This is a genomic window from Pseudomonas oryzagri (assembly GCF_020831405.1).
GTDB classification, from domain to species: Bacteria; Pseudomonadota; Gammaproteobacteria; order Pseudomonadales; family Pseudomonadaceae; genus Geopseudomonas; species Geopseudomonas oryzagri.
Window position 1 is genome coordinate 264,766 of the sequence record NZ_JAJHPU010000042.1, and the last position, 26,638, is coordinate 291,403.

Annotated in this window: 21 protein-coding genes; 11 read left to right on the forward strand and 10 right to left on the reverse strand. The window is 64.3% G+C overall.

Annotated elements, in window-relative coordinates; all coding sequences use genetic code 11:
• Window positions 1–2 precede the first annotated feature (2 nt).
• The 3 genes from dmpH to LMJ29_RS16240 form a co-directional block, all read right to left on the reverse strand.
• Window positions 3–806, reverse strand: a complete 804-nt coding sequence (gene dmpH, locus LMJ29_RS16230) for a 2-oxo-3-hexenedioate decarboxylase (protein WP_229606564.1) — start codon at window positions 804–806, stop codon at window positions 3–5.
• The gene (gene dmpE / locus LMJ29_RS16235) at window positions 803–1,600 is read right to left on the reverse strand and encodes a 2-oxopent-4-enoate hydratase (protein ID WP_229606565.1); all 798 of its coding nucleotides are present in this window, start codon (window positions 1,598–1,600) and stop codon (window positions 803–805) included. Before dmpE ends, dmpH begins: the two co-directional genes overlap by 4 nt.
• 120 nt (window positions 1,601–1,720) lie before the next feature.
• Window positions 1,721–3,181 carry a 2-hydroxymuconic semialdehyde dehydrogenase gene (locus tag LMJ29_RS16240; RefSeq protein WP_229606566.1) on the reverse strand — a complete coding sequence of 487 codons (1,461 nt, stop codon included), beginning with the start codon at window positions 3,179–3,181 and terminating at the stop codon, window positions 1,721–1,723.
• A gap of 420 nt (window positions 3,182–3,601) precedes the next feature.
• On the opposite strand from LMJ29_RS16240, the gene LMJ29_RS16245 reads away from it, so the two are divergent.
• The 5 genes from LMJ29_RS16245 (at window position 3,602) to LMJ29_RS16265 (ending at window position 8,079) form a co-directional block, all read left to right on the forward strand.
• Window positions 3,602–5,104 carry an FRG domain-containing protein gene (locus LMJ29_RS16245; protein ID WP_229606567.1) on the forward strand — a complete coding sequence of 501 codons (1,503 nt, stop codon included), beginning with the start codon at window positions 3,602–3,604 and terminating at the stop codon, window positions 5,102–5,104.
• A 481-nt stretch (window positions 5,105–5,585) separates the two neighbouring features.
• A complete protein-coding gene (locus LMJ29_RS16250; protein ID WP_229606568.1) occupies window positions 5,586–5,786 on the forward strand; it encodes a hypothetical protein in 201 nt (66 codons plus the stop codon).
• 151 nt (window positions 5,787–5,937) lie between these two features.
• Window positions 5,938–7,116, forward strand: a complete 1,179-nt coding sequence (locus LMJ29_RS16255) for a glycerophosphodiester phosphodiesterase (protein ID WP_229606569.1) — start codon at window positions 5,938–5,940, stop codon at window positions 7,114–7,116.
• Window positions 7,117–7,356: 240 nt separating this feature from the next.
• Window positions 7,357–7,590: a DUF4160 domain-containing protein gene (locus tag LMJ29_RS16260; protein WP_229606570.1), complete on the forward strand. Its 234-nt coding sequence runs from the start codon at window positions 7,357–7,359 to the stop codon at window positions 7,588–7,590.
• 3 nt (window positions 7,591–7,593) lie between these two features.
• Window positions 7,594–8,079, forward strand: a complete 486-nt coding sequence (locus tag LMJ29_RS16265; RefSeq protein ID WP_229606571.1) for a DUF2442 domain-containing protein — start codon at window positions 7,594–7,596, stop codon at window positions 8,077–8,079.
• Between the two features lie 63 nt (window positions 8,080–8,142).
• On the opposite strand, the gene LMJ29_RS16270 is transcribed toward LMJ29_RS16265, so the two are convergent.
• From LMJ29_RS16270 to LMJ29_RS16295, 6 genes are all read right to left on the reverse strand, one after another.
• Window positions 8,143–8,448, reverse strand: coding sequence for a helix-turn-helix domain-containing protein (locus tag LMJ29_RS16270; RefSeq protein ID WP_229606572.1), 306 nt, complete (start codon window positions 8,446–8,448; stop codon window positions 8,143–8,145).
• A 431-nt stretch (window positions 8,449–8,879) separates the two neighbouring features.
• Window positions 8,880–9,038, reverse strand: a complete 159-nt coding sequence (locus tag LMJ29_RS16275) for a DUF3309 family protein (protein ID WP_229606573.1) — start codon at window positions 9,036–9,038, stop codon at window positions 8,880–8,882.
• 224 nt (window positions 9,039–9,262) lie between these two features.
• Window positions 9,263–10,618 (reverse strand): cardiolipin synthase, encoded by a 1,356-nt coding sequence (gene cls, locus LMJ29_RS16280; protein WP_229606574.1) that lies wholly within the window; start codon window positions 10,616–10,618, stop codon window positions 9,263–9,265.
• 283 nt (window positions 10,619–10,901) lie between these two features.
• Window positions 10,902–11,753: a BON domain-containing protein gene (locus LMJ29_RS16285; protein ID WP_229606575.1), complete on the reverse strand. Its 852-nt coding sequence runs from the start codon at window positions 11,751–11,753 to the stop codon at window positions 10,902–10,904.
• 136 nt (window positions 11,754–11,889) lie between these two features.
• Complete coding sequence (locus tag LMJ29_RS16290) at window positions 11,890–12,096, reverse strand: CsbD family protein (protein WP_264758925.1); 207 nt, start codon at window positions 12,094–12,096, stop codon at window positions 11,890–11,892.
• A 141-nt stretch (window positions 12,097–12,237) separates the two neighbouring features.
• Window positions 12,238–20,742, reverse strand: a complete 8,505-nt coding sequence (locus LMJ29_RS16295; protein ID WP_377655644.1) for a GH36-type glycosyl hydrolase domain-containing protein — start codon at window positions 20,740–20,742, stop codon at window positions 12,238–12,240.
• Between LMJ29_RS16295 and LMJ29_RS16300 the strand changes: the two genes are divergently transcribed.
• Together LMJ29_RS16300 and LMJ29_RS16305 are read left to right on the forward strand one after the other, a co-directional pair.
• Window positions 20,743–20,961, forward strand: coding sequence for a hypothetical protein (locus tag LMJ29_RS16300; protein WP_229606645.1), 219 nt, complete (start codon window positions 20,743–20,745; stop codon window positions 20,959–20,961).
• A gap of 244 nt (window positions 20,962–21,205) precedes the next feature.
• Window positions 21,206–21,934 (forward strand): alpha/beta fold hydrolase, encoded by a 729-nt coding sequence (locus LMJ29_RS16305; RefSeq protein ID WP_229606576.1) that lies wholly within the window; start codon window positions 21,206–21,208, stop codon window positions 21,932–21,934.
• A 36-nt stretch (window positions 21,935–21,970) separates the two neighbouring features.
• On the opposite strand, the gene LMJ29_RS16310 is transcribed toward LMJ29_RS16305, so the two are convergent.
• Window positions 21,971–23,119, reverse strand: a complete 1,149-nt coding sequence (locus tag LMJ29_RS16310; RefSeq protein ID WP_229606577.1) for a DUF1624 domain-containing protein — start codon at window positions 23,117–23,119, stop codon at window positions 21,971–21,973.
• A 171-nt stretch (window positions 23,120–23,290) separates the two neighbouring features.
• Here LMJ29_RS16310 and LMJ29_RS16315 point away from each other — a divergent pair, with 171 nt between their 5' ends.
• The 4 genes from LMJ29_RS16315 to LMJ29_RS16330 all read left to right on the forward strand — a co-directional run bounded on the left by LMJ29_RS16315 (window position 23,291) and on the right by LMJ29_RS16330 (window position 26,579).
• On the forward strand, window positions 23,291–24,634 hold the full coding sequence (locus LMJ29_RS16315) for an OprD family porin (protein ID WP_377655669.1): 1,344 nt from the start codon (window positions 23,291–23,293) through the stop codon (window positions 24,632–24,634).
• 390 nt (window positions 24,635–25,024) lie between these two features.
• The gene (locus LMJ29_RS16320) at window positions 25,025–25,567 is read left to right on the forward strand and encodes a PAAR domain-containing protein (RefSeq protein WP_229606641.1); all 543 of its coding nucleotides are present in this window, start codon (window positions 25,025–25,027) and stop codon (window positions 25,565–25,567) included.
• The gene (locus tag LMJ29_RS16325) at window positions 25,564–26,286 is read left to right on the forward strand and encodes a peptidoglycan recognition protein family protein (RefSeq protein ID WP_229606579.1); all 723 of its coding nucleotides are present in this window, start codon (window positions 25,564–25,566) and stop codon (window positions 26,284–26,286) included. Before LMJ29_RS16320 ends, LMJ29_RS16325 begins: the two co-directional genes overlap by 4 nt.
• Window positions 26,283–26,579, forward strand: a complete 297-nt coding sequence (locus LMJ29_RS16330; protein WP_229606580.1) for a hypothetical protein — start codon at window positions 26,283–26,285, stop codon at window positions 26,577–26,579. Before LMJ29_RS16325 ends, LMJ29_RS16330 begins: the two co-directional genes overlap by 4 nt.
• The last annotated feature ends 59 nt before the right edge of the window (window positions 26,580–26,638 follow it).

Here is a 26,638-nt window from a genome sequence, read left to right on the forward strand (position 1 = left end):
TCTTATTCGATGAAGCGCATGGAGACGGAGCCCAGTTCCTGGAAGCGCGCGACCACGCTGTCGCCCGGCTTGACCGGCACGGCCTCGGTGATCCCGCCGCTCATCACGAAGCTGCCGGCCGGCAGGCTCTCGCCCAGCTCGGCGAGGATGTTCACCAGCATCGCCACCGCCTCGGCCGGGTGGCCGAGCACCGCGGCGCTGGCGCCCATGCCGACGATCTCGCCGTTCTTCTCCATCACCACGCCGAGGGTGCGCAGGTCGAGGTCCTCGACGTAGCGCGGGCGGCCGCCGCCGACGAAGCGCGCCGAGGAGCCGTTGTCGGCGATCACGCTGGCCAGGTCGAACTTGAAGCCGGAGAAGCGCGAATCGATGATCTCCACCGCCGGCAGCACGTAGTCGGTGGCGGCCAGCACGTCGGCCGCGGTGCAGCCCGGGCCATGCAGGGTTTCCTTCATCACGAAGGCCACCTCGCACTCGACGCGCGGGTGCACCAGGTCGGCGGTGGAGATCGCCGAGTTCTCCGGGCGCGCCATGCGGTCGGTGAGAAAGCCGATGGACGGCACGCTGACGCCCATCTGCTGCATCTTCGCCTTGGAGGTCAGCCCGGCCTTCCAGCCGACCAGCTTGTGGCCACGGGCGATGAAGCGGCGGCGTAGCTCGCTCTGCACGACGTAGCCGTCGGCGATGGTCATGCCCGGGTATTCGTCGGTCAGCTTGGGGATCGCGTAGGCGCGGGTCTGCGCGCCTTCGACGCGCTCGCACAGGCGCACGATGTCCTCGCGGGACAGGGTCAGGTTGCTGCTCATGCCGCGCTCCTCCCGGAGAATTTCACCCGGCAGCTACCGAGGCCGCCGACCGTGCACACCAGCTCGTCGCCATCGACGACCGGCACCAGCGAAGATTGCGAACCGGAGAGGATCACCTCGCCGGCCTTGAAGGGGATGCCCAGCTCGCCGAGGGTGTTGGCCAGCCAGGCCACCGCGTTGGCCGGCGAGCCCTGCACCGCGGCGCCGACACCGGTGGAGAACAACTCGCCGTTCTTCTCCAGCACCATGCCGGCCAGGGTCAGGTCCAGCTTGCGCGGGTCGCCCTTGGTCTTGCCCAGCACGTACACGCCGCAGGAGGCGTTGTCGGCCACGGTGTCCTGGATCTTGATCTGCCAGTTGGTGATGCGCGAATCGACGATCTCGAAGCACGGCAGCACGTAGTCGGTGGCGCGGATCACGTCCATCGCGGTGATGCCCGGTCCCTTGAGGTCGTGCTTGAGCACGAAGGCCAGCTCCGCCTCGGCCTTGGGCTGGATCAGGCCGCCGAGGTCGATGGTGTCGCCCTCCTGGTAGATCATGCCCGAGGTGAGGATGCCGAAGTCCGGCTGGTATACGCCGAGAAAATCCTGCACCGGCTTGCTGGTGGCGCCGATCTTCTTGCCGACCACCGTCTCGCCGGCCTCAAGGCGGCGCGCGACGAAGCGCTGCTGGATGCGGTAGGCGTCCTCGATGGTGATGTCCGGCTCGCGGCTCAGCAGCGGCGGCACCGCACGGCGGGCGACGAAGGCCTCGTACAGCTCGTCGCCGTATTGCTCGATCTTGTTGTTATCCATGTCTGTGTCCCGTGGGGGCGAAGGCATTCGAATGTCTGGGCCGGCTCTTGTAGGGGCGAATTCATTCGCCTTCACGCGATCTCTCGGCGAATGAATTCGCCCCTACAGGCCCAGCGCGGCTTACAGCTTCACGCAGACGTTGCGCGTCTCGGTGTAGAACTCCAGCGAGTGCACCCCGCCCTCGCGGCCGATGCCGGACTGCTTGGAGCCGCCGAACGGGGTGCGCAGGTCGCGCAGGAACCAACTGTTGATCCAGGTGATGCCCACCTCGACGCGCGCCGCCATGCGGTGGGCGCGGGCCAGGTCGTTGGTCCAGATGGTGGTGGACAGGCCGTAGACGTTGTCGTTAGCCAGCGCGACCACTTCGTTCTCGCTGTCGAACGGACGGATGTGGCAGCACGGGCCGAAGATCTCCTCGCGCACCACCGCCGCGTCGTCCGCCAGGCCGGTCCAGATGGTCGGCTGCACCCAGGAACCCTCGGCCAGCTCGCCCGGCATGTCCGGCACGCCGCCGCCGGTGACCACGGTGGCGCCCTCTTCCACCGCCTTGCGGTAGTAGGACAGCACCTTGTCGCGGTGCTCCTGGCTGATCAGCGGGCCGTAGTTGGCGTTGTGGTCATCCGGGCGGCCGAACTTCACCGCTTCGGCCTTGACCTTCAGCGCCTGCACGAAGCGCTCGAAGATCGGCCGCTCGACGTACACCCGCTCGGTGCCCAGGCACACCTGCCCGGAGTTGAGGAAGGCGGAGCGGAAGATGCCCTCCACCGCCGCGTCGAAGTCCGCGTCGGCGAACACGATGCCGGCGTTCTTGCCGCCCAGCTCGAAGGACACGTCGCGCATGCCTTCCGAGGCGACCTTCATGATCGCCGCGCCGGTGCGCGTCTCGCCGGTGAAGGTGATGGCGTTGACGCCCGGATGCTGGGTGAGGAACTCGCCGGCCGAATCCGGCCCGAAGCCGTGCACCACGTTGTAGACGCCCTTGGGGATGCCCACGGCGTTCATCACCTCACCGAGCAGCGCGGCGGTCTGCGGCGACTCCTCGGACGGCTTGACGATCACGGTGTTGCCGCAGGCCAGCGCCGGGCCGACCTTCCAGGTCATCAGCATGAACGGCGCGTTCCACGGGCAGATCACGCCGATCACGCCCTTGGGCACGCGTAGCGAATAGTTGAGCGCGCCGCGGCCGTCCGGGGTGGCCATCTGGAAGGATTCGCTGGGCACGTTCTTGATCACGTCGGCGAACACCTTGAAGTTCGCCGCGCCGCGCGGGATGAACACGTGTTTCTGGACGTGCGAAGGCTGGCCGGTATCGGCCATCTCGGCCTCGACGAAGTCGTCGAAACGACGGGTGATCTCGTTGGCCACGCCGTACAGCAGCTCGACACGCTGCTCGGTGGTCAACCCGCCCCACTCGCCGTTGAGCGCGCCACGCGCGGCCTTGACCGCCGCATCCACCTCGGCACGGCCGGCCTCGGCGATGGAGGCGATCACGCGGTTGTCGAGCGGCGAGCGCTTGTCGAAACGCTTGCCACTGGCAGCGGCGACGTACTCACCGGCGATGAAGTTCTCAATCTTGCGCATGGTCACTCCGCGTTCTTGTTCTGGGGGTGGCCAGCCCGTGCGACCGTGGTGGTGGTCGAAGGGCTGGGCCTTGGGAGTGAGGATAGGGAGAGGGGGTGATACCGGCTAATACTTTGTTTCTTCCAACTGGATACCTTAAGGGTATCGATACAAGCTAATCAGCCTCTGGCCAAACCGCTTTTAGACCGCTCAGAATCGGGGTTCGCAGCCGGCATCAGATTGGTGTTACCCATCATCGAGACAAGGAGAGGTCCACAATGCCCCTACAAAACCCTGTCGAATCGTGTGACCAATTATATGTGGTGCTTGATCGGAACCCTTGGGTGAGCAACGGGGGTGCCTTCATTACACAGAAGGCGACATCGTCCAACAACTCTGGATTACCGGAAAACTGTCCTTCCAAGGAGGCGAGTGAAGCGGGTGTCGCCTGAAGCCACCCAGCAATTTTCCTTTATAAATATTCCCCAAACTCCTCACAACTCAATCAAAAGGCAAACCGTTGCCCGCCCACAACCCCAGCCATCACATCAGAGGATAATCATAGAGATGTATAATTTATTGGTTACGGCCATGGAAGGCGCATGGAATAATGGCTTCTACGAGTATGACAGAAGTCGCTTCTTAGAATATACAAATGAAAAAATCGCATCCTCCTTCAAAAGCCTAACATCAGAACTCCTGGAGGCAATAACAAACCTTCCCTGCCTTTTTGCATATGAAGGCCATGAGTCAGACATCCAAATAGGAAAAATCACATCCATAAAAGAACGAGGAAGAAAGCTATTAATTGAATTCACGCTAGACCCCCACATACAGCCCATTCCATTTTCGGCCATAAAGCCAATAGCCACCCTGCTTGACATACGCGACTGGGAGATGAATAGAACGCACTGGGCAATAAAGGATGAAAACCTACTAGATAGATTGTCTGCAGCCTCACTGATTAACCCTCAAATCCATGAGAGGGCGACCGCGCAGGAAAATCTTCCGATAGCAACATTGAACGACCTAAAAATATCAACACTGCAAGAGTTTGTGGGCAAAATCCTGTCCATTGAAAAGGAAAATGGTGTTGAGGCTTTCTATCGCGGCCACTCAGACAAAAAAAGATACAAGCTAGAACCTTCACTTTTCCGCAAGGACCAAGATGGAAACTACCTGTATCTAGATAATGAGCACATATTATACCGCGAATTAATAGTTTCAAATTCGACTGACTTCACCTCGGACAACTACACTCTTGACCGCCTAGTTAGAATGCAGCATTACTCATTACCCACAAGACTCTTAGATATCACATCAAACCCTCTGATAGCCTTGTATTTTGCCTGTAAAACAAAAATCGACGCAGAAGGCGAAATTATTGTTTTCTCCTTAAAAAGGGACGATATTAAATATTTTGATTCTGACGTTGCCAGCTGCATTGCCAACTTAGCCAGACTACCCACAAACGAAAAGAAAGAAATTGACTTCTTCGACGGCAATGACGAAACCGAGCATACGCAAAAAACAAAAGAGCAAATCGACGAGGACATCGAAAAATTCAACAAACAACGCCCAATAAAAAGATTAGTACATTTCATTCGCGAAGAGAAATCTTTTTTCGAGCCAAAGATTATCAAAAGCGACCTTAGGCGAGTGATATGCGTTAAAAGCAAAAAAAGCAATGATAGAATTTCATCTCAGTCTGGAGCATTTCTGCTCTTTGGACTAGACGCCGTTCTTGATGAGCTTGGGACCACAGATATCAAGGTAGAGCGAATTTCTGTTATCAACAAGCGAAACATCTTAAAAGAGCTAGACTTGCTTAACATAAATGAAAGCACCGTTTTCCCACACATTGAAAACTCTGCGAAATATGTTGCTAGCAAATATGAATTCAACAAACCAATGCAACCAACAAATAACACCTCAGCTGAATAATGCGTTCATCCAGCACCTAAGGTAGACAACGGCGCAACCTTGTCTACCGATACTATAGCGGGTAATCACTACGCGAGTTACCCGCTCTACTATTGTCACTTGTGCGCGGCTGCTACGGTCAACTAAAGAAAATCACGCCAAGGATCGTCGTGCTCGATAGGGCCATGTTTTCACTCCAACTGTCGGACTGCGCCACGTATTGCGGCTGGAGAGGATCCACGATGAGGATTTCAAACATTCATCCCAACAGGACTAGCGGGGTACTGCATTCCGAATATCGCACCATCGCCCTCTTCCTCAGCAGCACCCGCGACAAGAACCCCTAATACTCCCCGTCCCCTACCGCAACATCGCCTATGCACTGGCCGCCTTCGAGCCGCGCATCGAGAAAGCCAGCCAGCCGGACAACTCCCAATCGTTCTACGTCGGTTATCACGTGGTCTGAGGCGCGTCCCCCATCGGCCGGCTGGTGGCGGCCGAGGTGCATGACAAGACCACGTCCATCTATATGGTCGGCCATAGCCTCGGCGCCTGGAGCGGCGCGCATCTGTCGCAGCGGTTCAGCGAATGGGGTAATCGGGTGCAGATGCTGGTGACTCTGGGCCCGGTGGGGTCGGGCCTACTGGTGCGGCTCGGCTCGCGGATTCCCTACCACCGCCCGGCGGCGCGCAGCCATGGCTGAATCAACGTGCGCCCAGAGCCGGGACTACCTCCCCAATTACCTGCTGTCGACTAGCGTTCATTAGCAACGCGACCACGCACACGGCTTGAGCGATGTACGCTCTGTAATAGCTGTCGGTTTCGGGCTTCAACAACGCCAGCTGAGGTGAGAGATGGCCCGGTTCGCTACTCAACAGGTGTCGCTGGCCCTGGCTGCGGTACTGGCGCTGGCTGGCTGCGGCGGCCGCGACGGTGGCACGGTTGTGAAATACCCGACGCTCGATGGCGCTCAGCCCCTGATCATCGGCCGCGGCGGCGCGCCCGGTTACCGGCCGGATCACACCCTGGAAAGCTACCGGAAGGCCATCGAGCTGGGCGCCGACTTCATCGAGCCCGACCTGGTGGCGACCCGGGATGGTGTGCTGGTGGCGCGGCATGAGCCGAACATCACCGAGACTACCGACGTGAAGTCGCGGCCCGAGTTCGCCAGCCGCAAGACGCTGAAGACGGTCGATGGCCTGGAGCAGGAAGGCTGGTTCGTCACCGACTTCACCCTCGCCGAACTCAAGACCCTGCGCGCCATCCAGCCCTTCGGCGACCGAAATCAGTCGTTCAACGGCTGGTTCCCGATTCCCACCTTCGAAGAGGTGCTGGACCTCGCCCGCAGCGAGAGCGCGCGCCTGGGGCGCAGCATCGGCGTGTGTCCCGAGACCCGGCACCCGACCTGGCATGCCAGCCAGGGGCTCAGGCTCGAGGACCGCCTGCTCGCCACCCTCGCCCGCTATGGTTACACCAGCAGGACCTCGCCGGTGATCCTGCAGTCCTTCGAGGTGGGCAGCCTCAAGTACCTGCGCCGCAGGACGCAGCTGCGCCTGGTGCAGCTGGTGGATGCCGACTACGTCAAGGCTGATGGCAGCCTACAGCTGGACCCGCCATTCGACAGGCCCTACGACTTCACGGCGGCCGGCGACGCCCGCACCTTCGCCAGCCTGTTGACGCCCGAGGGCCTCAAGGAGATCCGTACCTACGCCGACGGCATCGGCCCCTGGAAGCCTTATCTGGTGCCATCGCGGCTGCTGGACGCCAACCACGACGGCCAGCCGGACGATCTCAACGGCGACGGCCAGATCGACGACCGCGACCGGGTGCTGCTGCCGGCCACCGCCGTGGTCAGGAACGCCCATGCCGCCGGCCTGTTCGTCCACGCCTACACCTTCCGCAGCGAGCCCAGGTGGCTGGCCTCCGACTACCATGGCGACCCCCTGGCGGAGTACCGGCAGTTCTACAACCTGGGGGTAGATGGGGTGTTCAGCGAGTCTGCCGACCACGCCCGCGCCGCGCGCGACCGCTGATCCGCGATGCCTACCTGGCGGCTGGCTCCTTCGGGACTACGCCCGCTGGCGGAGCTGCGCGGATCTATTGCAACTCGCTGCACGGTGGCCGCTCGGCCGCCGACCGGATGTTCGCGTCGATTGTCGGTCAGTTGAGCGGCTGAGCGCGGATGTACAGTTCACCGGCCAAGCAATTCCCAGCTTCAAGCGCGGCTCAGTGCACCCTTGCCATAGAGAAATAATTTCTCTAGCATCCAATCCATGGCCACCGTACACAGCGACCGCAACTGGAAGATCAAGATCTACCCGGACGACCACGCGCCGCCGCACTTTCATGTGCAAACGCCCGAGGGCGAGTCGCTGGTGGAGATCGACGGGCTCAAGGTGCTCGGCAAAGGTGCTGAGCCCAAGGCTCTCAAGGCCGCCCTGGCGTGGGCGGCGCAACATACCGCGCAGTTGCAGCAGGTATGGAACGAGCAGAACCGGAGGAACTAGACCATGACCAGCAAAGTCCGCATCCAAAGCGTGGAACCCGTTGCCGGCCAGCATGCCTTGCAGGTCGAGTTCAGCAACCGCAAGCGCTACACCGTCCGGTTGGCCGAATACATCCGCAGCTTCCCGGTGCTCGAGCCGCTGGAAGACCTGGAGCTGTTCCGCACGGCTCAGGTGGGCGAATGGGGCTTCGATGTGACTTGGGACGACGACCTCGAACTGGCCGCCACCACGCTGCACCGTCTGGCGCTAGAGCAGGCCGGCGAGGTGATGCCGACCCAAGCGTTCAAACAGTGGCTGGCCGCCAATCAGCTCTCGCTGACTACGGCGGCCGTCGAGCTGGGCTTTACCCGGCGCACCATCACTGCCTATAGCAGCGGCGCGGCATTGATCCCCAAGCATGTAGCTCTGGCCTGCAAGGGCTGGGAATACGAGCACAAGGCCGTGGCTGGCAAAGCCGAAGGCAAGAAGGCACGCCGCGCGGCCGGCTGATGTCCGCGGTCGCAATCTTCTGCGGAGCGGTTCATCACCTCAGCGAATTCACGCAAGGTGGGTTTACTCAGGCGTCTTTGCCTTGCGGGCTGCCTTGGCTCGCTGCTTGCGAGCATGCAGCTGCTGTGCCGCCGCCAGTTGCCCCGCCGCTTCGTCATGGACATCGAGGATCACTCGCACGCCCAGTCCTTCCAGCACCTGGAACAGCTTGCCCCACTGCACGCTTTCGCCGCCGCTCTCCACCTTGCCCATGAACGACTCGCTGACGCCGATGCTGCCGGCGGCGTCGTCCTGGCGGATGGATTGAGCCTTGCGACTGGCCCGCACCACGGGGCCGATGGCGTCGGCGGAATCGAGTTCGATACGCATGCTGGAATCCTTGTGATCGTAAGGAATTATGGCTGAAGCAGGAGCTGCCTATCGCCAATCCTTGTAATCGCAAGGATTTCACGTCGAAGAGCGCAAGACAAGAATAAATCCATGCGAACGCATGGATTTTATCTTCTCACATGCTGAATCTCGGGAAATTCCTTTCGATCGCAAGGATTATATGAGGGCCCCGGCAGGGCGACCCAGACCCTGCAAAAGAGCAGGCTCATGCCCTCATGAGCCTGCTCTTTTCGTTCCAGCGGACGATTCAGTCAGGCGCAGTGAGGCGGCTATCCGCAGGTATTTCACCGTGCCGGACCAGCCGTGCTTGAACAGCCAGTTGCGAGGAGCAAACCATCGTCAAGCCGGAAACCGAGCACCCGTAGTCTGGGATTCCCGCATACCTGGTCGGGCCAGCCCCTACATACAGGTCATATCCGCCCCATCAGCACCAGGATGAGCACGATGATCAGCACCAGCCCCACGCCACCCACCGGGTAGTAGCCCCAGGAGCGGCTGTGCGGCCAGGCCGGCAGGACGCCGAGCAGGATGAGGATCAGGAGGATTAGCAGGATGGTACCCAGGCTCATGGCATTCTCCGCGGACTCGTCAGGGGTCGGTTCACTGCGCGGGGCCACAGTCACACCCGGCTTTCGGCATATGCGCAGCATGGGCGCATGTGCCGGTCCGATTCTGTACGGAAGCCCACACAGGGCGGTTTTTTTGACAACGGATGCCCGCCTCGGCGGACTTTCTGCGCCGGCGCCTGCTGGCGTTGGAATTCCCTATGCGGCCTAGCGCCGCTGCCGGCGGATCACAGCCAGTACTCCCACAGGCGCCCGAGCACTTCCTTGGCACGCTCGTCGATCCCGCGGCGGCGCCACTGCTCGAGGGTGACCTGCCTCGACTGGGCCAGGTCGGCGAGAAACGCGGCGCGCATGCGCTCGCCGAAGTCGTTGCCGAGCACCACCGCATTGACCTCGTGGTTGTGCAGGAAGCTGCGCCAATCGAGGTTGGTCGAGCCCACCGTGGACCACACGCCATCGATCACCGCGCTCTTCACGTGCAGCAGGGCGTCGCGGCGCTGGTACAGCTTGACGCCGGCCTTCAGCAGCTCGCCGTAGTAGGCGCGACCGGCATAGAACACCAGCCACGAATCGGTATGGCCGGGCAGCAGCAGGCGGACGTCGACGCCACGCGCCACCGCCGACTTGAGCGCATCCAGCAGTTGCGGGTCGGGCGCGAAGTAGCCGTTGGTCAGCCAGATTTCGCTCTGCGCGCTGCGCAGCGCCGAGATCAGCGTGACGTAGATGAGGCTGTAGGGATCTTCCGGCGAGCTGCCGATGGCCCGCACCAGCTCCTTGCCCTTGGCCTGCAACGGCGGGAAATAGTGGCGCGCCGCCAGCGGCGGGCCGTTTTGCTCGGTCCATGCCTCGATGAACAGCTTCTGCAGCTCGGCGACCACCGGCCCTTCCACCCGCAGGTCGGTATCGCGCCAGGGCAGGACTGCGCCTTCCCGTACCTTGAAGTCCGCGCTGAACGATCCGCCCGCGTAGACGCTGGCGATGTTGATGCCGCCCAGGAAGGCGACGCGCCCGTCGATGATCATGATCTTGCGGTGGTCGCGCTGGTTCACCTCCCAACCGGCCTTGGCGGTCAGCGGGTTGATCGGGTTGAACTCCACAATCTTTATGCCTTCATCGCTGAGGCGGGTGAAGAATTCGTCCGGTGTCTTGATGGTGCCGACACTGTCGCGAATCAGGTTGACCTGCACACCGGCGCGCTGGCGGGCGATCAGGACTTCGGCGAAGCGCTGACCGACCTCTTCGTCGTCGAAAATATAGGTCTCCACGTTGATGTGGTCGCGCGCGGAGGCGATGGCCTCCATCATCGACTCATAGGTCTTCGGACCGTTCTGCAGCAGCTCGACGTGGTTGCCGGTGACCAGGGGACTGCCGGCGACGGCCTCCTCGACTCTCAGGTGCAGGTCGAAGAAGTCCTTGGCCCCGCCCTCGGCCTCGATGCGCTCGAGGATGGCCTTGCTGCGTGCGGGCGACAGCGGGCCATCGGCACCCTCGAGCTGGACCGACGACGGGCCGTCGTGGCGTGCCATGTCCGGCACCAGGGTGGGCAGTGCGCTGCAGGCGCCGAACAACGCCAGACACAGCATCGCCGCTACGGTCGTCGCGAACGCTGCCAGTCGTCTTAGCGTGGGCACTGTCGCTATCCTCCTGGCAGCCTTCGGCCAGCCGAGTGGATCGAACATCACCGCCTTGGTATGGATCAGGCTGTCACCGCTCGCCTGATGGGCGACCAGAGAAAACTGGCCGCGTCGGTCTCTCTGCTTAGATAGACGCGGAACCGGCAATCGGTCAAGGGCCCGCAGCCCGCCGGCATGGCCGGGTCCGACGCGGCCATGTCGACATCGACAATGACTTCCCGTGAGTGAGCGTCTAGAACGTCAGCCCCTTGGCGTCGACGCTCTTCACGCCGCGCACGTTCTGCGCGAGTTCGACCGCCAAGTCACGTTCGGCGCTGCTATCGACCTTGCCGCTCAGGGTGACGTTGCCGTTCTGGGTATCGACATCGATGTCGGAGCCGGCGACATCGCTGGAGTACAGCAGGGTGGACTTCACCTTGGTGGTGATCCAGGTATCGGCGATATCGGCCTTGGCCTCGCTCGCGGTGCTCTCGTTGTCCTCGGCATCGGCATCGGCATCGGCATCGGCATCCTCGTCAGCGTTCGCCTTTTTGCTGTCGACCACCAGCTGGTTGCTCACCGAAACCACGCCGCGCGTGGCCTTGGCCAGGCGTCCGGCGGCATCCCGGGCCGCGGTGCTGTCGGCGGTGCCGCTCAGGGTCACCCGCCCCCGCCGGGTCTCGACGTGGGTGGACAGGCCCTCGGTGTGGCGGCTCCACAGCAGCTTCGACTTGATCGCCGCGGTGATGCTGGCGTCCTCGATGCGATCGCCATAATTCGGTTCGGTACTGGCCTTGGGTGCGTATTCGGGCTTGACCTCGATCTGGTTGTCCACCTCGGTAATGCCATCGACGCCCACGGCGATTTCCTTGGCCAGCTCCTTGTTGACCTCCTCATCGACCGTCCCGGTCAGCGTGGCCTTGCCGTCCTTCACCGATACCTTGAGGTCCAGAGCGCGCAAATTGGGACTCAGCGCATAGGTCGTCCATATCTGGGTTTCCTGGCGGGCATCGGTCACCTCGCCAGCGGTGACCATGCCGCTCATGGCGCTCAGCGCCAGCGCGATGCCGGCGGCCAGGATGAGCTTGCAGGGCTGTGCATACATGTGGGCTCTCCTTTGGAGAAAGCAACCGTTGCCGGTCGGACACCGTCGCCTGACGGCGCCCGACCGGCACGAGTATCGCCTCACACTGGCGAAAGTTCCGGCCGTGCCGGAACGGTGGGTGGCTCGACAGACCGCGTTACCTGTTCTTGTCGAGGAATTCCTTGACCTGCCTTTCGGCCTCTTCGCGCTCGATGGCGTAGCGCTCCTGCACCAGCCCTGCGAGCTTATCTGCGTGACCTTCGGTTTCCAGCAGTTCATCGTCGGTCAACTTGCCCCAAGCGATCTTGGCGTTGCCGACCTGCTGCTTCCACTTGGCCTTGAGTTCGTCTGCACTGGGTCTCATGATGGCTTTCCTCTGGACCGGCCACATCGCGTGATTGCGCATGCCGGAATCAGCACAATGCCAGCGAATGAGCCCTGCATCGGTGCGCTGGCGCACTTATGCCGTTCATGCTGGATGATCTTGAAATCCAGCGTCTTCGCTTCATATCGGCACGAATGGGTGCTGAATCTCGACCTGATGGTCGCGCCCATCGTCGATCAGCGGGATCTCCTCGGCGTCCTGCTCGACCCCGTCCAGGCGGAATTGCGCGCGCTCCTCGGCCGAGGCGGTGTGCCGCACGGCGATGTGGTAGGTGCTCGCGCCAAAGCGGTAATGCAGGGTGAAGCCGGGCCACTGCGCGGGCAGCACGGGGCGGATGCGCAGGGAGTCGCCGTGCCGCTGCAGGCCCAGCAGGGACTCCACGATCAGCCGGTACATCCAGCCGGCCGAGCCGGTGTACCAGGTCCAGCCACCGCGTCCGGCGTGGGGGTATACGCCGTAGACGTCGGCGGCCACCACGTAGGGCTCGACCTTGTAGGTCTCGATCGCCTCGGCGCTGCCGCCATGGCTGACCGGGTTGATCATGCGCAGCAGCTCCCAGGCCCGCGCACTGTCGCCCAGTGCGGCGAACGCCATGGTCGCCCACACCGCGGCATGGGTGTACTGGCCGCCGTTCTCGCGCACGCCGGGCACGTAACCCTTGATGTAGCCGGGGTCGAGCGGGGAACGGTCGAAGGGGGGTTCGAGCAGCTGGATCAGCCCGACATCGCGGCGCACCAGATAGCGCTCGAGCGAATCCATCGCCTGGCGCCGCCGCGTGTCGGGCGCGGCGCCGGAGAGCACCGACCAGCTTTGGGCGATCGAATCGATCCGGCATTCGTCGTTGCCCGCCGAGCCCAGCGGCGTGCCGTCGTCGAAATAGGCGCGGCGATACCAGGCGCCATCCCAGCCGTGCTCCTCGAGGTTGCCCTGGAGGATGGCGGCCTCCTCCTCGCAGCGCAGGGCGAAGGCCTCATCGCCCTGCGCGCGGGCGGTGCCGGCGAACTTCAGCAGCACCTCGTAGAGGAAGAAGCCCAGCCACACGCTTTCGCCCTGGCCCTGCTCGCCCACCCGGTTCATGCCGTCGTTCCAGTCGCCGGCGCCGATCAGCGGCAAGCCGTGCGCGCCGCGCGCCATGCCGTGCTCGATGGCGCGCACGCAGTGCCGATACAGCGTTTCGTCCAGCGGCGCACGCCCCGGCAGGTCGTAGTAGGACTCCTCGCCCGGAGCCAGGAGGCGACCGTCGAGATAGCCGGCCGATTCGTCGAGCACGCTGCGATCCCCGGTGACCTCCACATAGCGGCTGGCGGCCAGGGGCAGCCACAGGTAGTCGTCGGAACACTGGGTACGCACGCCGCGCCCCAGGGGCGGGTGCCACCAGTGCTGCACGTCGCCCTCGCGGAACTGGCGCGAGGCGCACAGCAGCAGGTGCTGGCGCGCGGCCTGCGGCGCAGCGTGGAGCATCGCCATGACATCCTGCAGCTGGTCGCGGAAGCCGTACGCCCCGCCGGACTGGTAATAGCCGCTGCGCGCCCAGAAGCGACAGGCGATGACCTGGTACAGCAACCAGCCGTTGGCCAGTACGTCGATGGCCGGATCGGGCGTCTCCACCTGCACCCTGCCCAGCGTCTCGCTCCAGTGCGCCTGGACGGCGTCGAGCACCGCGACCGCCGCGGCGCCGCCGCGAAAGCGCTCCAGCAGGGCGTGCGCCGCCGCGGCATCGCGCTCCGCGCCCAGGCGGAACACCACCTCGTGGCTGGCCCCGGCGGCCAGCTCGAAGCCGACCTGGATCGCCGCGCAGGGGTCCAGCCCGGCGCCGAGCCGTCCGGACAGCCGGGTCTGGTTCAGCGCCGCCGGCGCCTGCAGGTTGCCGTTGCGGCCGATGAACTCGCTACGGTCGGTGGTGAGGCTGCGAGTGGGCGCATCGACATCGAAGAACGCCACCCGGCCGGGAAACTCCAGCGAATAGGCGTTGTGCGCCAGCAGCGCGCCTTGCGGGTCGGCCTCGCTGACCACGTGCATCGCCGACTTGGCGCGCAGGTCGCCCAGCACCCACTCGACATAGCCGGTGGCGGACAGCCGGCGCGTCCGCCCGGAGTCGTTACGCACCGTGAGGCGGGAAAACTTGATCGGTGCATCCAGCGCCACGTACACCCACAGCTCGCTGTGAATGCCGTCCTCGTCGTGCTCGAACACGCTGTAGCCGAAGCCGTGGCGGGTCACGTAGGCGCCGCTGCCGCGCCGCGGCAGCGGGGTCGGCGACCAGTAGTGGCCGCTCATCTCGTCGCGCAGATAGAACGCTTCGCCGCTGGTATCGACCACCGGATCGCTGTACCAGGGCGTCAGGCGGAACTCGTGGGCGTTCTCGCTCCAGGTGTAGGCGCCGCCGCTCTCGGAGAGGACGGTGCCGAAGTCGGGATTGGCCAGGACGTTGACCCAGGGCGCCGGGGTCGCCTGCCCCGGCTGCAGGGTCACCACGTACTCGCGGCCGTCCGCGCTGAAGCCGCCGTAGGGATTGCGCAGGATCAGCGGGTCCGCCGCGCTGGCGTGCGCGGCGGCGGGCTGGGCGACCGGAATGGTGGGGCGCATCAGGTTCGGCTCGAAGCGCGGCAGCGGCAGCTCCACGCGGCGCCGGTTCACCTGCTCGGCCAGGCCGCCATGGTCGTCGCTGACGATGACGCGGGCGATCGCCTGCATGAGGATGCGATCCTCGTTCGACAGCTGCTGGGCCAGCCGCACGAAGACCCCGCCCGGACGGTCGATCAGGCTGGCATCGATGCCCGAGGCGAGCAGGCCCATGATCAGGTCCTGCAGGTATTGGCGGTAGCCGGCGCGGTCCTCGTTCCAGATCACCAGATCCACCATCAGGCCTTTCAGGCGCCAGTAGGCATGCGCCTGCACCATCTGGTGGACCAGCTCGATGTTCTCCGGCGCGTGGATCTGCACCAGCACGATCGGCAGATCGCCGGAGATGCCCTGCCCCCACAGGCCAGACTGGTTGCGTTGATTGGCGGTGAGCACGCTGGCGTCGCCTCGGAAGACCGAATTGGCGAACACCACCGAGGTGGCCAGTTGCTCGTACAGCTGCGCATCGGCCTCCGAGAGGTTGAGCTGGCGGCGCAGGACCTGGTTGTGGGTCCACGCCAGGTCGAACACGCGGTCGGCCAGGTGGCGGTCGCGGTACTTGTCGATCAGTTGCAGGCAGCCCTCGCGACTGGGGTGGAAGCCGGTCATCAGGTCGATGGTCGCCGACTGGTCGGGATCGAGGGTGACGCGGCAGCGGATCGCCACGATCGGATCGAGCACCGAGCCGGCGCTGTTGGAGAGCAGGCCCTGGCCGTCGGGCGTGGCGTCCATGGCCGCCGGACGGACGAGACTGCGGCCGCGGCCGATGAAGCGCCGGCGGTCGGTTTCGTAGGAGATCGAGTCGATGGCGACCTCGTGCGCCGCCAGCATGTGGCACATCCAGGGCGCCACTTCCTCGTCGGAGCGCGGCCGCCGGGTGCAGAGGATCGCCTGCAGCGGCTCCACCAGTTCGGTCTGCACGAACAGGTTGCTGAAGGCCGGGTGCAGCGCGTCGCTGATCGCCGGCGCCAGCACCACCTCGGCGTAGCTGGTGAGCTCGATGGTGCGGCGCACGCGGGCACGGTTGGTGATATGCAGGCGGCGCAGTTCGATGTCGTCTTCGGGCGAGACGACGATCTCGGTATGGGTGTCGAAGTCGCGCTCGCGGACGCGGAATTCGGCCCGCGCCTCGGAGAAGATCGCCTCGTAGCTTTGCGGGCGCCGCAGCGTCGGCTGGTGGGCGCTGGACCAGAAGGCGCCGCTGGCGACCTCGCGCAGATAGCAGAACATGCCCCAGTTGTCGCAGGTGATGTCCTCGTGCCAGCGGGTCAGCGCCAGGTCGCGGCAGCGGCTGTAGCCGCCCCCGCCGCTGCTCACCATGACGTGGTAGCGACCGTTGGACAGCAGCTTCACCGCGGGCCGGCGGCGGTCGGGATCGGCGAACACCCGCAGCTTGGCGGCGTTGGCCTGGGCACTCTCCTCGGGGGTGGCGAGACCGGAGGCGTGCAGGTATTCGGCGGCCGTTTTCGGGATGCGCTCCTGCAGCAGCAGGGCATTGGCGCGAAATTGCGGATCGGACTCGAAGCGGCGTTGCATCGGTCGGTTCAGCAGCACGTTGGCCAGCGCCAGCAGGCTCATGCCCTGGTGGTGGGCCATGAACGAGCGGACCACCACCGCGTCGTGCCCGCGCGGCAGGCGTGCCGCGGTGTAGTCGATGGCCTCGTGCAGGCCGAAGCGTCCGGCCAGGCCTTGCCCGGCGAGGCGTTGCAGATTCGCGCAGGCCTCCTGCGGCGCCACCATCAACGCCAGCGCCGTGGCGTACGGCGCCACCACCACCTCCTCGCCCAGCCCGCGCTGCAACCCCAGCCCCGGCACGCCGAAGGCGCGGTACTGGTAGTTGAAGTTGACGTCCCGCGTGCTGTAGCCCGACTCCGAGACGCCCCAGGGCAGCCCCAGCTGGTGGCCGTACTCGATCTGCCGGGCCACCGCCGCGCGGCAGGTCTGGTCGAGCAGCGTGCCGTCGTGGCTGGGCATCACCAGCAGCGGCATCAGGTACTCGAACATCGACCCGGACCAGGACAGCAGGACCGGCACGCCGCCGTTGCTGGTCAGCAGCCGGCTGAGGGTGAACCAGCTCTGCTGGGGCGACTGGCCCTGGGCGATGGTCACGAAGTTGGTGAGGCGCGCCTCCGAGGCCAGCAGGTCGTAATAGCTCGTATCGCGCAGGTGCTCGTCGGCGTTGTAGCCGATGGCGAACAGGTTGCTGCGCGCGTCGTAGAGAAAGCTGAAATCCATCGTCGCCAGATCGCCGGCCAGTTGGGCCAGCCGCGCGGCGGTGGCGATGCGCTGGGCAGCCTGCCGCTGCACCTCTGCGACCTGCTCGCGCTGCGCCTCGGGCCAGCGCTCGATATCCAGCTCCACCAGCTGGCGCCAGCTCGGCAGCCGCGGCAACTTGTCGGCGGCCCCGTCGTCCCTGTCTTTCCCGAGTTCCGGCAGCAGGAAGCGGCTCAGTTCGGCGTACTGGTCGTGGCATTGCGCGACCAGCGCCTCCAGCCAGAAGCCGACCTCGCTGCCGGGCGTGGCATCGATCGCGACGGCCAGCGCTTCCGCGCGCGCCACGAACGCACGCAGGCAGTCGGCCGCGGCCGCCAGCGAGGACGGCAGGTTGGCCCGCGCCGACTCCAGTTGCGCCTGCAGCGCGCGCATCTCGACGCTGCGCAGCGCAGCGCCCGGCAGCGCCTCGCACAGCACATCGATGGTGTCGCCCAGCCCCCGCAGCTGGCGCGCGTCGAACACCCGCTCGTCGGCCAGCTCCAGCAGGCCGGGGCGCAGGGTCAGCAGCAGGCCGGCCAGGTTGCCGCTGTCCACCGTGGAGACGTAGCGCGGCGGCAGGATCTGCAGCGTCTGGGTGTCGTACCAGTTGTAGAAGTGGTCGCGGTAGCGCTCCAGCCGGTTCATGACGGTGAGCGACTGATCCAGGCGTTCCAGCAATCGCCCGGCGCTCAGGTAGCCGAAATCGTAGGCGGCCAGGTGCGCCAGCAGGCTCATGCCCATGTTGGTCGGCGAGGTGCGATGGGCGACGACGAGGGTGGGCTCCTCCTGCATATTGTCCGGCGGCAGCCAGTTGTCCTGCGGGCCGACGTGGTGGTCGAAGAATGCCCAGGTGCGCCGCGCCAGGGCGCGCAGGAAGCACAGCTCCTCGTCGGTCGGCACGAACACGACATGGGCCGGCGGCTTGCCCAGCCACCAGGCAATGGCCGGCGACACCATCCACAGCAGCAGCAGCGGCAGGGCGACTGCCAGGGCCTCGGGGCGCGACAGCAGGGCGAGGAACACCAGCACGCCCAGCAGCGGGCTGATCCACATTTCCCGGTAGGGCCCGGACAGTTCGTGGACGCCGGTGCGCTCCACTTCCTGGAAGGGAGTCCACTGCAGCAGCCGGCGATGACTGATCAGCATGCGCCACAGCGTCCGTCCGATCGCGTCCAGGGAGCACTGCGCCTCGCACGGCAGCCACGCCAGGGTCAGCGCGGCGCGCAGGACATTCTGTCCCGCGGCGCGCAGGACCACCGCCATATGCTGGTCGAGCGGCACGTCGTGGGGCTTGTGAAAGACTTCCTGCAGCGACGCCAGCAGCGGCGGGATCAGCAGCAGGGCGATGATGGCCAGGGTCCAGTTGCCCGGGTGCGCCACGGCGAACCAGCCGAGCAGCAGCATCGCCAGCAGGGCTATCGGCTCGAGGCTGCGGCGCAGGTTGTCGAAGATCTTCCAGCGCGCCAGGGCGCTCAACCGATTGCGCTCCAGGCCCGGGCATTGCGACGGCACCCACGGCAGCAGCCACGGCAACAGCTGCCAGTCGCCGCGAATCCAGCGATGCCGGCGCTGGCTGTCGACGCTGTAGCGCGAGGGATACTCCTCGAACAGCTGCACATCGCTGAGCAGCCCCGAGCGCGCGTAGCAACCCTCGATCAGGTCGTGGCTGAGAATGCGGTTGTCCGGGAAGCACCCGGCGAGGGCGTGCTCGAAGGCATCCACGGCGTAGATGCCCTTGCCGATGAAGGAGCCTTGCTTGAACAGGTCCTGATAGACGTCCGAGACGGCGCGGGTGTAGGGGTCGATGCCGGCTTCGCTGCCGAACAGCCGGGCATAGGGGGAGCGCGCCGTGCTGGGCAGGCTGATCCCCACCCGCGGCTGGAGGATGCCGTAGCCGCCGGTGATGCCGCGCTGCTCCGGATCGTAGACGGCATGATTGAGCGGATGCTCCATAGCACCGATGAACTGGCGCGCCGCGTCGCGCGGCAACTGGGTGTCGGTGTCCAGGGTGATGACGTAGCGCACCTGCTGCAGGGCCGCGAGATTGCCGACGATCAGCGCAAAGTTCTCCGCGCCCCTGCCGCGCAGCAGGGCATTGAGGTCGGCGAGCTTGCCACGCTTGCGCTCGTGGCCCATCCACACCTGCTCGGCCGGGTTCCAGCGGCGCGCGCGGTGGAACAGGAAGAAGTGATCGGCGTCGGGATACTTGCGGTTCAACTCCTCGATGCGTTCGCTGGCCAGCGCCAGCAGCTGCGCATCCTCCTCCAGCACCTCGCTCGCCGCATCCATGTAGTCGGTCAGCAGGGCGAAATGCAGATGGGCGTCGCGGTTGGCCAGAAAACGCACCTCGAGGCCCTCGACCAGCGCATCGACATCTTCCAGCCGGGCGATCAGCGTCGGCACCACCACCAGCGTGCGCGCCTCGGCGGGGATGCCCTCGCTCAGGTCCAGGCGCGGCAGTTGGCTCGGCGGCACGGTCAGGGTGACCAGCCAGTTGACCAGGCCGAACGCCAGCCGGCTGGTGGTCAGCAGCGCCGGCACCGCGAGCAGCCACAGCAGCAGCCCGTGCCAGTCGCTATCGCGGGCAACCTCGAAGAACGGCACGGCGAACAGCAGCGTCAGCAGCGTGGCCAGGCCGAGGTAGAAGGCCAGCGGTGCGCGCCCCAGCATCCGCAGGTAGCGCTCCTTGAAAGTCCCGTGCGCGCCGAGGCGGCGCTCCAGCTCGGGCAGGCCCTCGTCGATCAGGTAGAAGCCGACATGGCCGCCAACGCCAGCGCGGCGATCCGGCTCGCCACTGGCCTGCGCCAGTTCGAGCGCCGCGCGCGCCACGTCCTGTTCCGCGTGCGCGCTGTTGCGCGCCAGGCGCTCGACGGCATGCCGGTAAAGGTCGCGCGTCGCGAAGTCCATGGCGGCATAGATCCCCGGCGGGTCCTGCCGCAGCACCTGCTCGACGAGGCTCAGGCTCTCGACGAACTCGCGCCAGTCGGTCGCCGACAGCAGGCGCAGGCTGCCGATGGAGTTGCCGATGGACACCTGGTCGGTCGCCTGGTGCTGCGCCTCCATCTGCACCATGTACTCGATGGTGTGCCCCTCCTCGGCCAGGTGCTGCTCGATCCAGGTCAGCGGCAGGGCCAGCGCCGGGCTCTGCCCCTGCAACCGGCGCACCAGCTCGGCGACGAACGAACTGGTCATCGGCGGCTTCGAGCGGGCCATGTCGGCGACGCTGAGCACGATATTCTTCGGGTCGCGCTCGGCCGCCTCGGTCATCCGGTCGGCCCAGTCGTCGGCCAGGCTGCGATCGCTCCATTTCGCCATGACCCGCGAGGACACCCGGCGCAGGTTCTCGATCAGCGCCAGGCGCAGCATGATCGGGATCGCCCACAGCTCGCCGAGGGTGAGCGGAGTGACCGTCTGGTAGGCGGCGACGAAGCGGCTGAGGATCTCGCTGTCGACTCGGCCATCGCCATGGGAAATGATCTCCAGGGCAATGTCATAGATTCGCGGCAGCCCGGCCGAGGGGCCATCCGCCAGACACGGCAATTCGCGGCTGTAGCCCTTGGGCAGGTGCTTGTGGGCGATGCGGATCTGTTCCTCGATCAGGTAGAAGTTGTCGAGCAACCACTCCGCGGCGGGCATGACGCGCCGGCTGGAGCGCGTCGCGGTGGTCAGCGTTTCGCAGCTGTTTACCAGCAGGGCTTCGTTGTCGGCCAGCCGAGGCAACAGCGAGTCGCCCGTCGAGCGTCGACTCAAATGGTGCTCGTGGGCCAACTGGACGCCATGGCTGGCCATCTGTTCGGCGCTGAACAGCTCGGCGCGCAACGCGGGCTCGTACGCGAACGTGCGGGACGCGCCGCGCCAGAGACGAAACCCGGTTTCCAGTCGGCGCAACTGGAGCAGGGCAAGAATCCGCTGGATGTTCATCGCTTCCCGGCCGGCAGGCTGAACCGTGAAAGAGACTTTTTAGCGTAGCGAAGTTTTTTCTGTCTGGAGACGGGGGATGGATAGGCGGAAGAGCAGCGCCCATGCCAGGGCCGCGCGCGGGCTTCGATCCGCCTGGGCTTCAGGGCGGCTGTCGCCTGGCGGGGGAAGCGCAGCCGGCAGCTGTGCGCGGCTCTATAATGGGCCGGCAGGTCATGGGCGGTTCGCCGCGCCTGGCCCTGCGCTCTTCTCAAGGCGCGCCCGAGCGCCAGCAATACAGCGGGGAAGATCGAGGATGGTGACCACGACAACCCAGCGGCCGGACGGCGCGTCCGCCGCACGGGAGCCCAGCCCGCTCCCCTCGCCTGCCGTGGCACCCGCCGGTGCCGCGCTCACACCCGTTCAGCGCGCGGTCGCCCTGTTCATCGGCGGCGCCGGCGACAAGCGGCCCTACTTCCTCGCCGGCCCCTACCGCAACATGGCCTACGCGCTGAACGCCTTCGACCAGCGTCTCAAAGCCGCCGGCCAGGTGGAGAGCTACCAGTCGCTCTACCTGGGCTATCACGAGATAGGGAGCGCATCCGCCATCGACCGGCTGGTGGCGGCGCAGATCCCGGACCAGACCACGCCGATCTATATCGTCGGCCACAGCCTCGGCGCCTGGAACGGTGCGCATCTGGCTCAGCGCCTTAGCGGCCGGGGCTATCGGGTGGCGATGCTGGTGACCCTGGACCCGGTGGGTTCGGGCCTGCTGGTACGGCTGGGTTCGCGGATGCCCTATAAGCGACCGGCGCCCCGCTGCGACGTCTGGATCAACGTGCGCGCCGAGCCGGGGCGGTCGAACGCTTCGGATCTGGTGGCGCGGCTGGGGCGCAAGTGGCAGGTCGCCGGCGCGCCGGACATCGACGAGGCGCTGGACACCAACCACGCCAATGCCTGGACGCTGCTCTCCGATCCGCTGCACGACGGCCGCTCGGCGGCCGACCATCTGCTCGAGTCGATTGCCCGCCAGTTGCGCGGCTGAGCGCCCCCACCGCAGCCCGGCACCTCACCCGCTCCCTTACAGGTACTTGAGCCAGGCGATATCGCGCCGGCGCGCCTTCAGGCGGGCGAACCACCGCACCGGCAGGTAAAGCGCCACCGCCAGCACCACCGCTCCTGCCCACACCGCCAGGACCGAGTCGAAGCCGAAGTACTGGCCGTGGTTGGCTCCCCAGATCGCCAGGCTGGCCAGGTACAACAGCTTCAGCACATAGAGGTGCAGCAGGTAGAGGAACATCGGCGCCGCGCCGAACACCGCCAGCCAGTGCACCAGACGCCCTTGGTGGCGCCGTTCGAACAGCACCAGCAGCAACAGGCCGACGCCCAGGGTCAGCGCCAGGAACAACAGCGAGGGCGGGTATTTGGTGATGTTGAAGAAGCTCATCAGCGTCTGGAGACCGGTTTCGCCGTGGAGCCAGGGCTTTTCGCCGTAGCCGTTGAGCAGGCGCAGCACCAGGAAGCCCACCAGCAGCCCGGCGCCGGTGACGATCAGGCGCTGCTGACGTTGCGCCACCGCGCTTGCCCGACCGAACCAGGGACCGATGGCGTAGCCCAGGGCGATCACCCCGATCCAGGGCAGCACCGGATAGGAAGTGCGCAGGCGCAGCCCCTCCGATACCTCGATCCAGCCCCGGTCATGCAGCACCGCCCACGGGATGTGCAGCCAGGACTCCACCGGGAAGTGCAGGCCGTCGAGCAGGTTGTGCCCGGCGACCAGGGCCATCCCCAGGCCGATCAGCAGCGCGCGCGGCAACCAGAGCAACACGCCAAGCGCCAGCATACTCAGGCCAATCGCCCAGATCACCTGCAGGTAGATCACGCTCGGCGGCAGCTGGAAGGTCCAGGCGAAGTTCACCAGGGTGAATTCGAGCACCACCAGGAACAGCCCGCGCTTGAACAGGAAGCTGGACACCGCCGCCCTGCCCTGCTGCTTCTCGCCATAGAGGAAGGCCGAGAGCCCAGTAAGCAGGATGAACACCGGGGCGCACAGATGGGCCAGGGTGCGGCTGAAGAACAGCGCCGGATCGGTCTGCAGGACGTCCATGGGGTCGGACACCTGCATATGCAGGTAGAAGGTCTCACGCACGTGATCCAGCAGCATGAACAGGATCACCAGCCCGCGCAGGGCGTCGATCGAATGGAGACGGGTGGAAGTCGTTGGAGTCATAAGGGCTATCCTGATGCAATGTAATATTATTACACTTCAGAAAACGCCTGACCAACCCACCAAGATGGGGAGCAGCGATGGCCGACATGCCATGTCGTTGCCGCTCACCCGCTCCACTCGCTCGATCGAAGCCATCCGCCCGCGCCGTCGCCGCTCCAAGGAACCCTCGTGATCCGCAATTCCCGCCTGCCCCTTGCGTTCGCCCTGGCCACCCAGGTCGCCGCTGCCCAAGCCGAATCCGCCCAGGAACAGACCAACGGCTTTGTCGAGGACAGTCGCTGGACGCTGCTCAATCGCAGCGTTTACGACAACCGCGAGTATCGCCACGGCGCCCGCAGCAACGGCGCGCGCAATGCACTCAAGCCATTCGCCGCGCGCAACGGCTATGCCGAGGAATGGGCCTATGGCCTGATGGGCACCGTTCAATCCGGCTTCACCCGGGGCACGCTGGGGGTCGGCATCGATGCTCACCTGTACCACGGCCACAAGCTCGACAGCGGCGGCGGGCGCGCCGGCAAAGCGCGTCTGCTGGGCATCGACAACGACAGACAGGTCAAGGACGAGATGACCCGCGGCGGCGCGGCGCTCAAGCTGCGCGCCTCGTCCAGCACCCTGGCCTTTGGCGAGCAGCGGTTGAAAACGCCGGTCTTCAGTTCATCGGACAGCCGCCTGCTGCCGGAGACCGCGACCGGATTCCTCCTGCAGAGCAACGAGTTCGAGAAGCTGGGCCTAGTCGCCGGCCATTTCACCGAAAGCACCGACCGCAACGCCTCCAGCCATGACCAGAGGTTCGTGGTGAACTATTCCAACGGCCAGCAGGGCGACAGCTTCGATCTTGCAGGGCTGGTGTACCGCGGCGTCGACGGCCTGACCGGCAGTCTCTACAGCTCACGCTACGAGGACAACTGGCGCCAGCACTACCTGGGCGGCGTCTACAGCCATGTACTGAGCGACGGGCGCAAGCTGTCGTTCAACCCCAACCTCTATCGCACCACCGACGCCGGCGACGCCTTGTCGGGGCGGATCGACAACACCACCTGGAGCCTGGTGTCGAGCTACGCGCACGGGGCGCACACCCTCAGCCTCGGCTATCAGCAGGTGGATGGCGACACGCCGTTCGACTACGTCACCCGGGGCGCCATCTGGCTCGGCAACGCCGCGCAGCTCTCCGACTTCAATGCCCCCAACGAACGCTCCTGGCAGCTGCGTTACGACCTGGCGCTGGCGACGTTCGGCTTGCCGGGGCTGGTGCTGAGCGCGGCCTATCTACGCGGCGCCGAGATAGACGGCAGCCACATCGACCCAAACGGCGGTTACGCCTACCTGGGCTACGGTCAGGGCGGCAAGCACTGGGAACGCGACCTCGAGGCCCGCTACGTGATCCAGAGCGGCGCGGCCAAGGGCCTGACCTTCTCGCTGCGGCACAACACGCACCGGGGCAACACCGCACAGGCTGAACTCGATACCGACCAGATCCGCCTGGTCGTGGAGTTCCCCTTGGGCGGCACGTTCTGAGGCCGCCCCGGCAGTGCGTTGGCGGTGGAGGACGACTCCAAAATGGGGTTTTCTAAAGGCGCATTAGGGAAACGAGAGATTTGCCTTGCCGACCTGGTCTATTCAGCCGCCTTTGCCTTACGGGATGCCTTGGTGCGCTGCTTGTGGTTTCCTGTGGCACACGGCGAAGCAATACATAGTCCCTCCGAGCGCATGGATTTAATGCCTTCGCACGAGGGATGACTGCCAATCCATACGTCTGCAAGGATAACGGTGACCTCTCTCGCAAAGCCGATACGCCACTCCGAACGACAATCGCAAGGCGATCCAGATTTCAGTAGGGTGATGCGGTCTCAGTCCTATCTCACGATTGAGTCTTTCAAGGATGAAAAACTAACGAAAGGAACTCGTATGGCAAAGCCAGCCGCTCGTCTCTCCGACCCTACCAGTTGCCCGGTTCCTGGGCATGGCACAAACCCAATAGCCGCAGGCTCTCCTGACGTCCTGTTCGATGGTCTCCCTGCTGCCCGGCAGAACGACCCAAGTGCATGTGGCAGTCCACTGGTGTCTGGGTTGTCTTCCACAGTGATCATCAACGGTCAGCCTGCAGCCACTGTGGGGAGTAGTGGCGCACATGGAAATATTGTGATCGGCGGCTCTGGAACGGTCATTATCGGAGACAACTTCACTCCTGCGCCCTTTATACAGCCCACCCCACTTCGTTTTGCGAAGAAATTTGCCCAAGTCTTCGCCATCACTGACAGCGAAACCGGCCAACCACTGGCCAATCGGGAGTTCGTCGCTGTGGTGGATGGCCGCGAAAAGTTCGGAGCTACCGATGCCAGCGGCTTGGCTCACATACAGGCTCCATCAGCGGACTCGGTCATTTCAGTGCATGTCCTGTTCAAATCTCCGGCGCGCGCACTCACTGAGCTGTCGGAGAACGCCCAATGACTGGTATCGCCTTCAAGACCACTGCCAAGGCACAAGAGGTGAAGCCTGGCCAGCCGCTGGTGCCGGTTGCAATCACCGTCAACGACCGGGCGGCAACTCGCGAGGCGATCATCCGCAAGGTGCGCTCGCTTGGGCATCAATTCGTCGAGCGCTCTGGATGGAGGGCTATCCCTGCCAAGGATGGAATGGAGTCGGATTGGGATTACTCAATGGTAGCTTTTCACCATGCTGGTCGTAGCTACCGTTGTGGGCATGGCGGTGATCAGATGAGAGATACCCAAGAGGAACAGCTTGACAAAAAATACGACGACATCGCCTATCATTTTGGAATTGATTGCAGCGGAACTATTTATGAAGGGCGCGACATCCGCCTAAAAGGTGGCAGTGTTCGCGGATATAACACCGGCGTCGTGGGTGTAGTTTTCTTGAATAACCTCACTACCGCTGCCGAGGGAGATGATATCTGGTCAATGGGGCGTGAAACCCTTGAAGGCTTTGGGGTTAATACAACCAACGCTATACCTCCCCTTCAGATTGAGGCTGCAGTTAATTTGCTCAGCGCCCTTAAAAGCGTATTCGTTATCAAACGACTAGGTGGACATCGTGAGTTTCCTGGGCAGGCTGCAGACGGAAAAATATGCCCGGGCAATATTGGAATGGAACTTGTGAGAAATATGAGAGCGGTCACAGGGCTTCTGCCACCACCGTCGTCACTATGAAAGCCAAAATAACACTTGTATTAATGATGCTTGCATTTTCATTTTCATGGCTGAGCGCAGGGTTTTACGAGACACGCTTTGCCGAAGATAACCGAGTGGTATTTTTCATAAAAAAGCACCCAACATTACAGATTCAGTTCGAGAATATTTTCCTGACAGATGAGGACGAAAAGCCACTCGACCGGTTGAGAGAAGAAGAGCGGCGAGCGGTAATCAACTATTGCAAGTACCGCCTAGGCATAGAAACCAAGCTAAAGACGCAGGAAGAGTTGGAGGCCTGCAAACAGCGTTAACTTCCACAGAGGTGCCTTGCCGCTGCCTGGCGTATAGCGCCCGGCAGGCCTGCCACCGA

What these genes read in the sequence shown, in the direction of transcription:
- dmpH (WP_229606564.1), bottom strand. Translation starts at nt 806, where the DNA reads ATGAGCAGCAACCTGACCCTGTCCCGCGAGGACATCGTGCGCCTGTGC.
- dmpE (WP_229606565.1), bottom strand. Translation starts at nt 1,600, where the DNA reads ATGGATAACAACAAGATCGAGCAATACGGCGACGAGCTGTACGAGGCC.
- LMJ29_RS16240 (WP_229606566.1), bottom strand. Translation starts at nt 3,181, where the DNA reads ATGCGCAAGATTGAGAACTTCATCGCCGGTGAGTACGTCGCCGCTGCC.
- LMJ29_RS16255 (WP_229606569.1), top strand. Translation starts at nt 5,938, where the DNA reads ATGGCCCGGTTCGCTACTCAACAGGTGTCGCTGGCCCTGGCTGCGGTA.
- LMJ29_RS16260 (WP_229606570.1), top strand. Translation starts at nt 7,357, where the DNA reads ATGGCCACCGTACACAGCGACCGCAACTGGAAGATCAAGATCTACCCG.
- LMJ29_RS16265 (WP_229606571.1), top strand. Translation starts at nt 7,594, where the DNA reads ATGACCAGCAAAGTCCGCATCCAAAGCGTGGAACCCGTTGCCGGCCAG.
- LMJ29_RS16270 (WP_229606572.1), bottom strand. Translation starts at nt 8,448, where the DNA reads ATGCGTATCGAACTCGATTCCGCCGACGCCATCGGCCCCGTGGTGCGG.
- LMJ29_RS16275 (WP_229606573.1), bottom strand. Translation starts at nt 9,038, where the DNA reads ATGAGCCTGGGTACCATCCTGCTAATCCTCCTGATCCTCATCCTGCTC.
- cls (WP_229606574.1), bottom strand. Translation starts at nt 10,618, where the DNA reads ATGCTGTGTCTGGCGTTGTTCGGCGCCTGCAGCGCACTGCCCACCCTG.
- LMJ29_RS16285 (WP_229606575.1), bottom strand. Translation starts at nt 11,753, where the DNA reads ATGTATGCACAGCCCTGCAAGCTCATCCTGGCCGCCGGCATCGCGCTG.
- LMJ29_RS16290 (WP_264758925.1), bottom strand. Translation starts at nt 12,096, where the DNA reads ATGAGACCCAGTGCAGACGAACTCAAGGCCAAGTGGAAGCAGCAGGTC.
- LMJ29_RS16300 (WP_229606645.1), top strand. Translation starts at nt 20,743, where the DNA reads ATGGTGCTCGTGGGCCAACTGGACGCCATGGCTGGCCATCTGTTCGGC.
- LMJ29_RS16305 (WP_229606576.1), top strand. Translation starts at nt 21,206, where the DNA reads ATGGTGACCACGACAACCCAGCGGCCGGACGGCGCGTCCGCCGCACGG.
- LMJ29_RS16310 (WP_229606577.1), bottom strand. Translation starts at nt 23,119, where the DNA reads ATGACTCCAACGACTTCCACCCGTCTCCATTCGATCGACGCCCTGCGC.
- LMJ29_RS16320 (WP_229606641.1), top strand. Translation starts at nt 25,025, where the DNA reads ATGGCAAAGCCAGCCGCTCGTCTCTCCGACCCTACCAGTTGCCCGGTT.
- LMJ29_RS16325 (WP_229606579.1), top strand. Translation starts at nt 25,564, where the DNA reads ATGACTGGTATCGCCTTCAAGACCACTGCCAAGGCACAAGAGGTGAAG.
- LMJ29_RS16330 (WP_229606580.1), top strand. Translation starts at nt 26,283, where the DNA reads ATGAAAGCCAAAATAACACTTGTATTAATGATGCTTGCATTTTCATTT.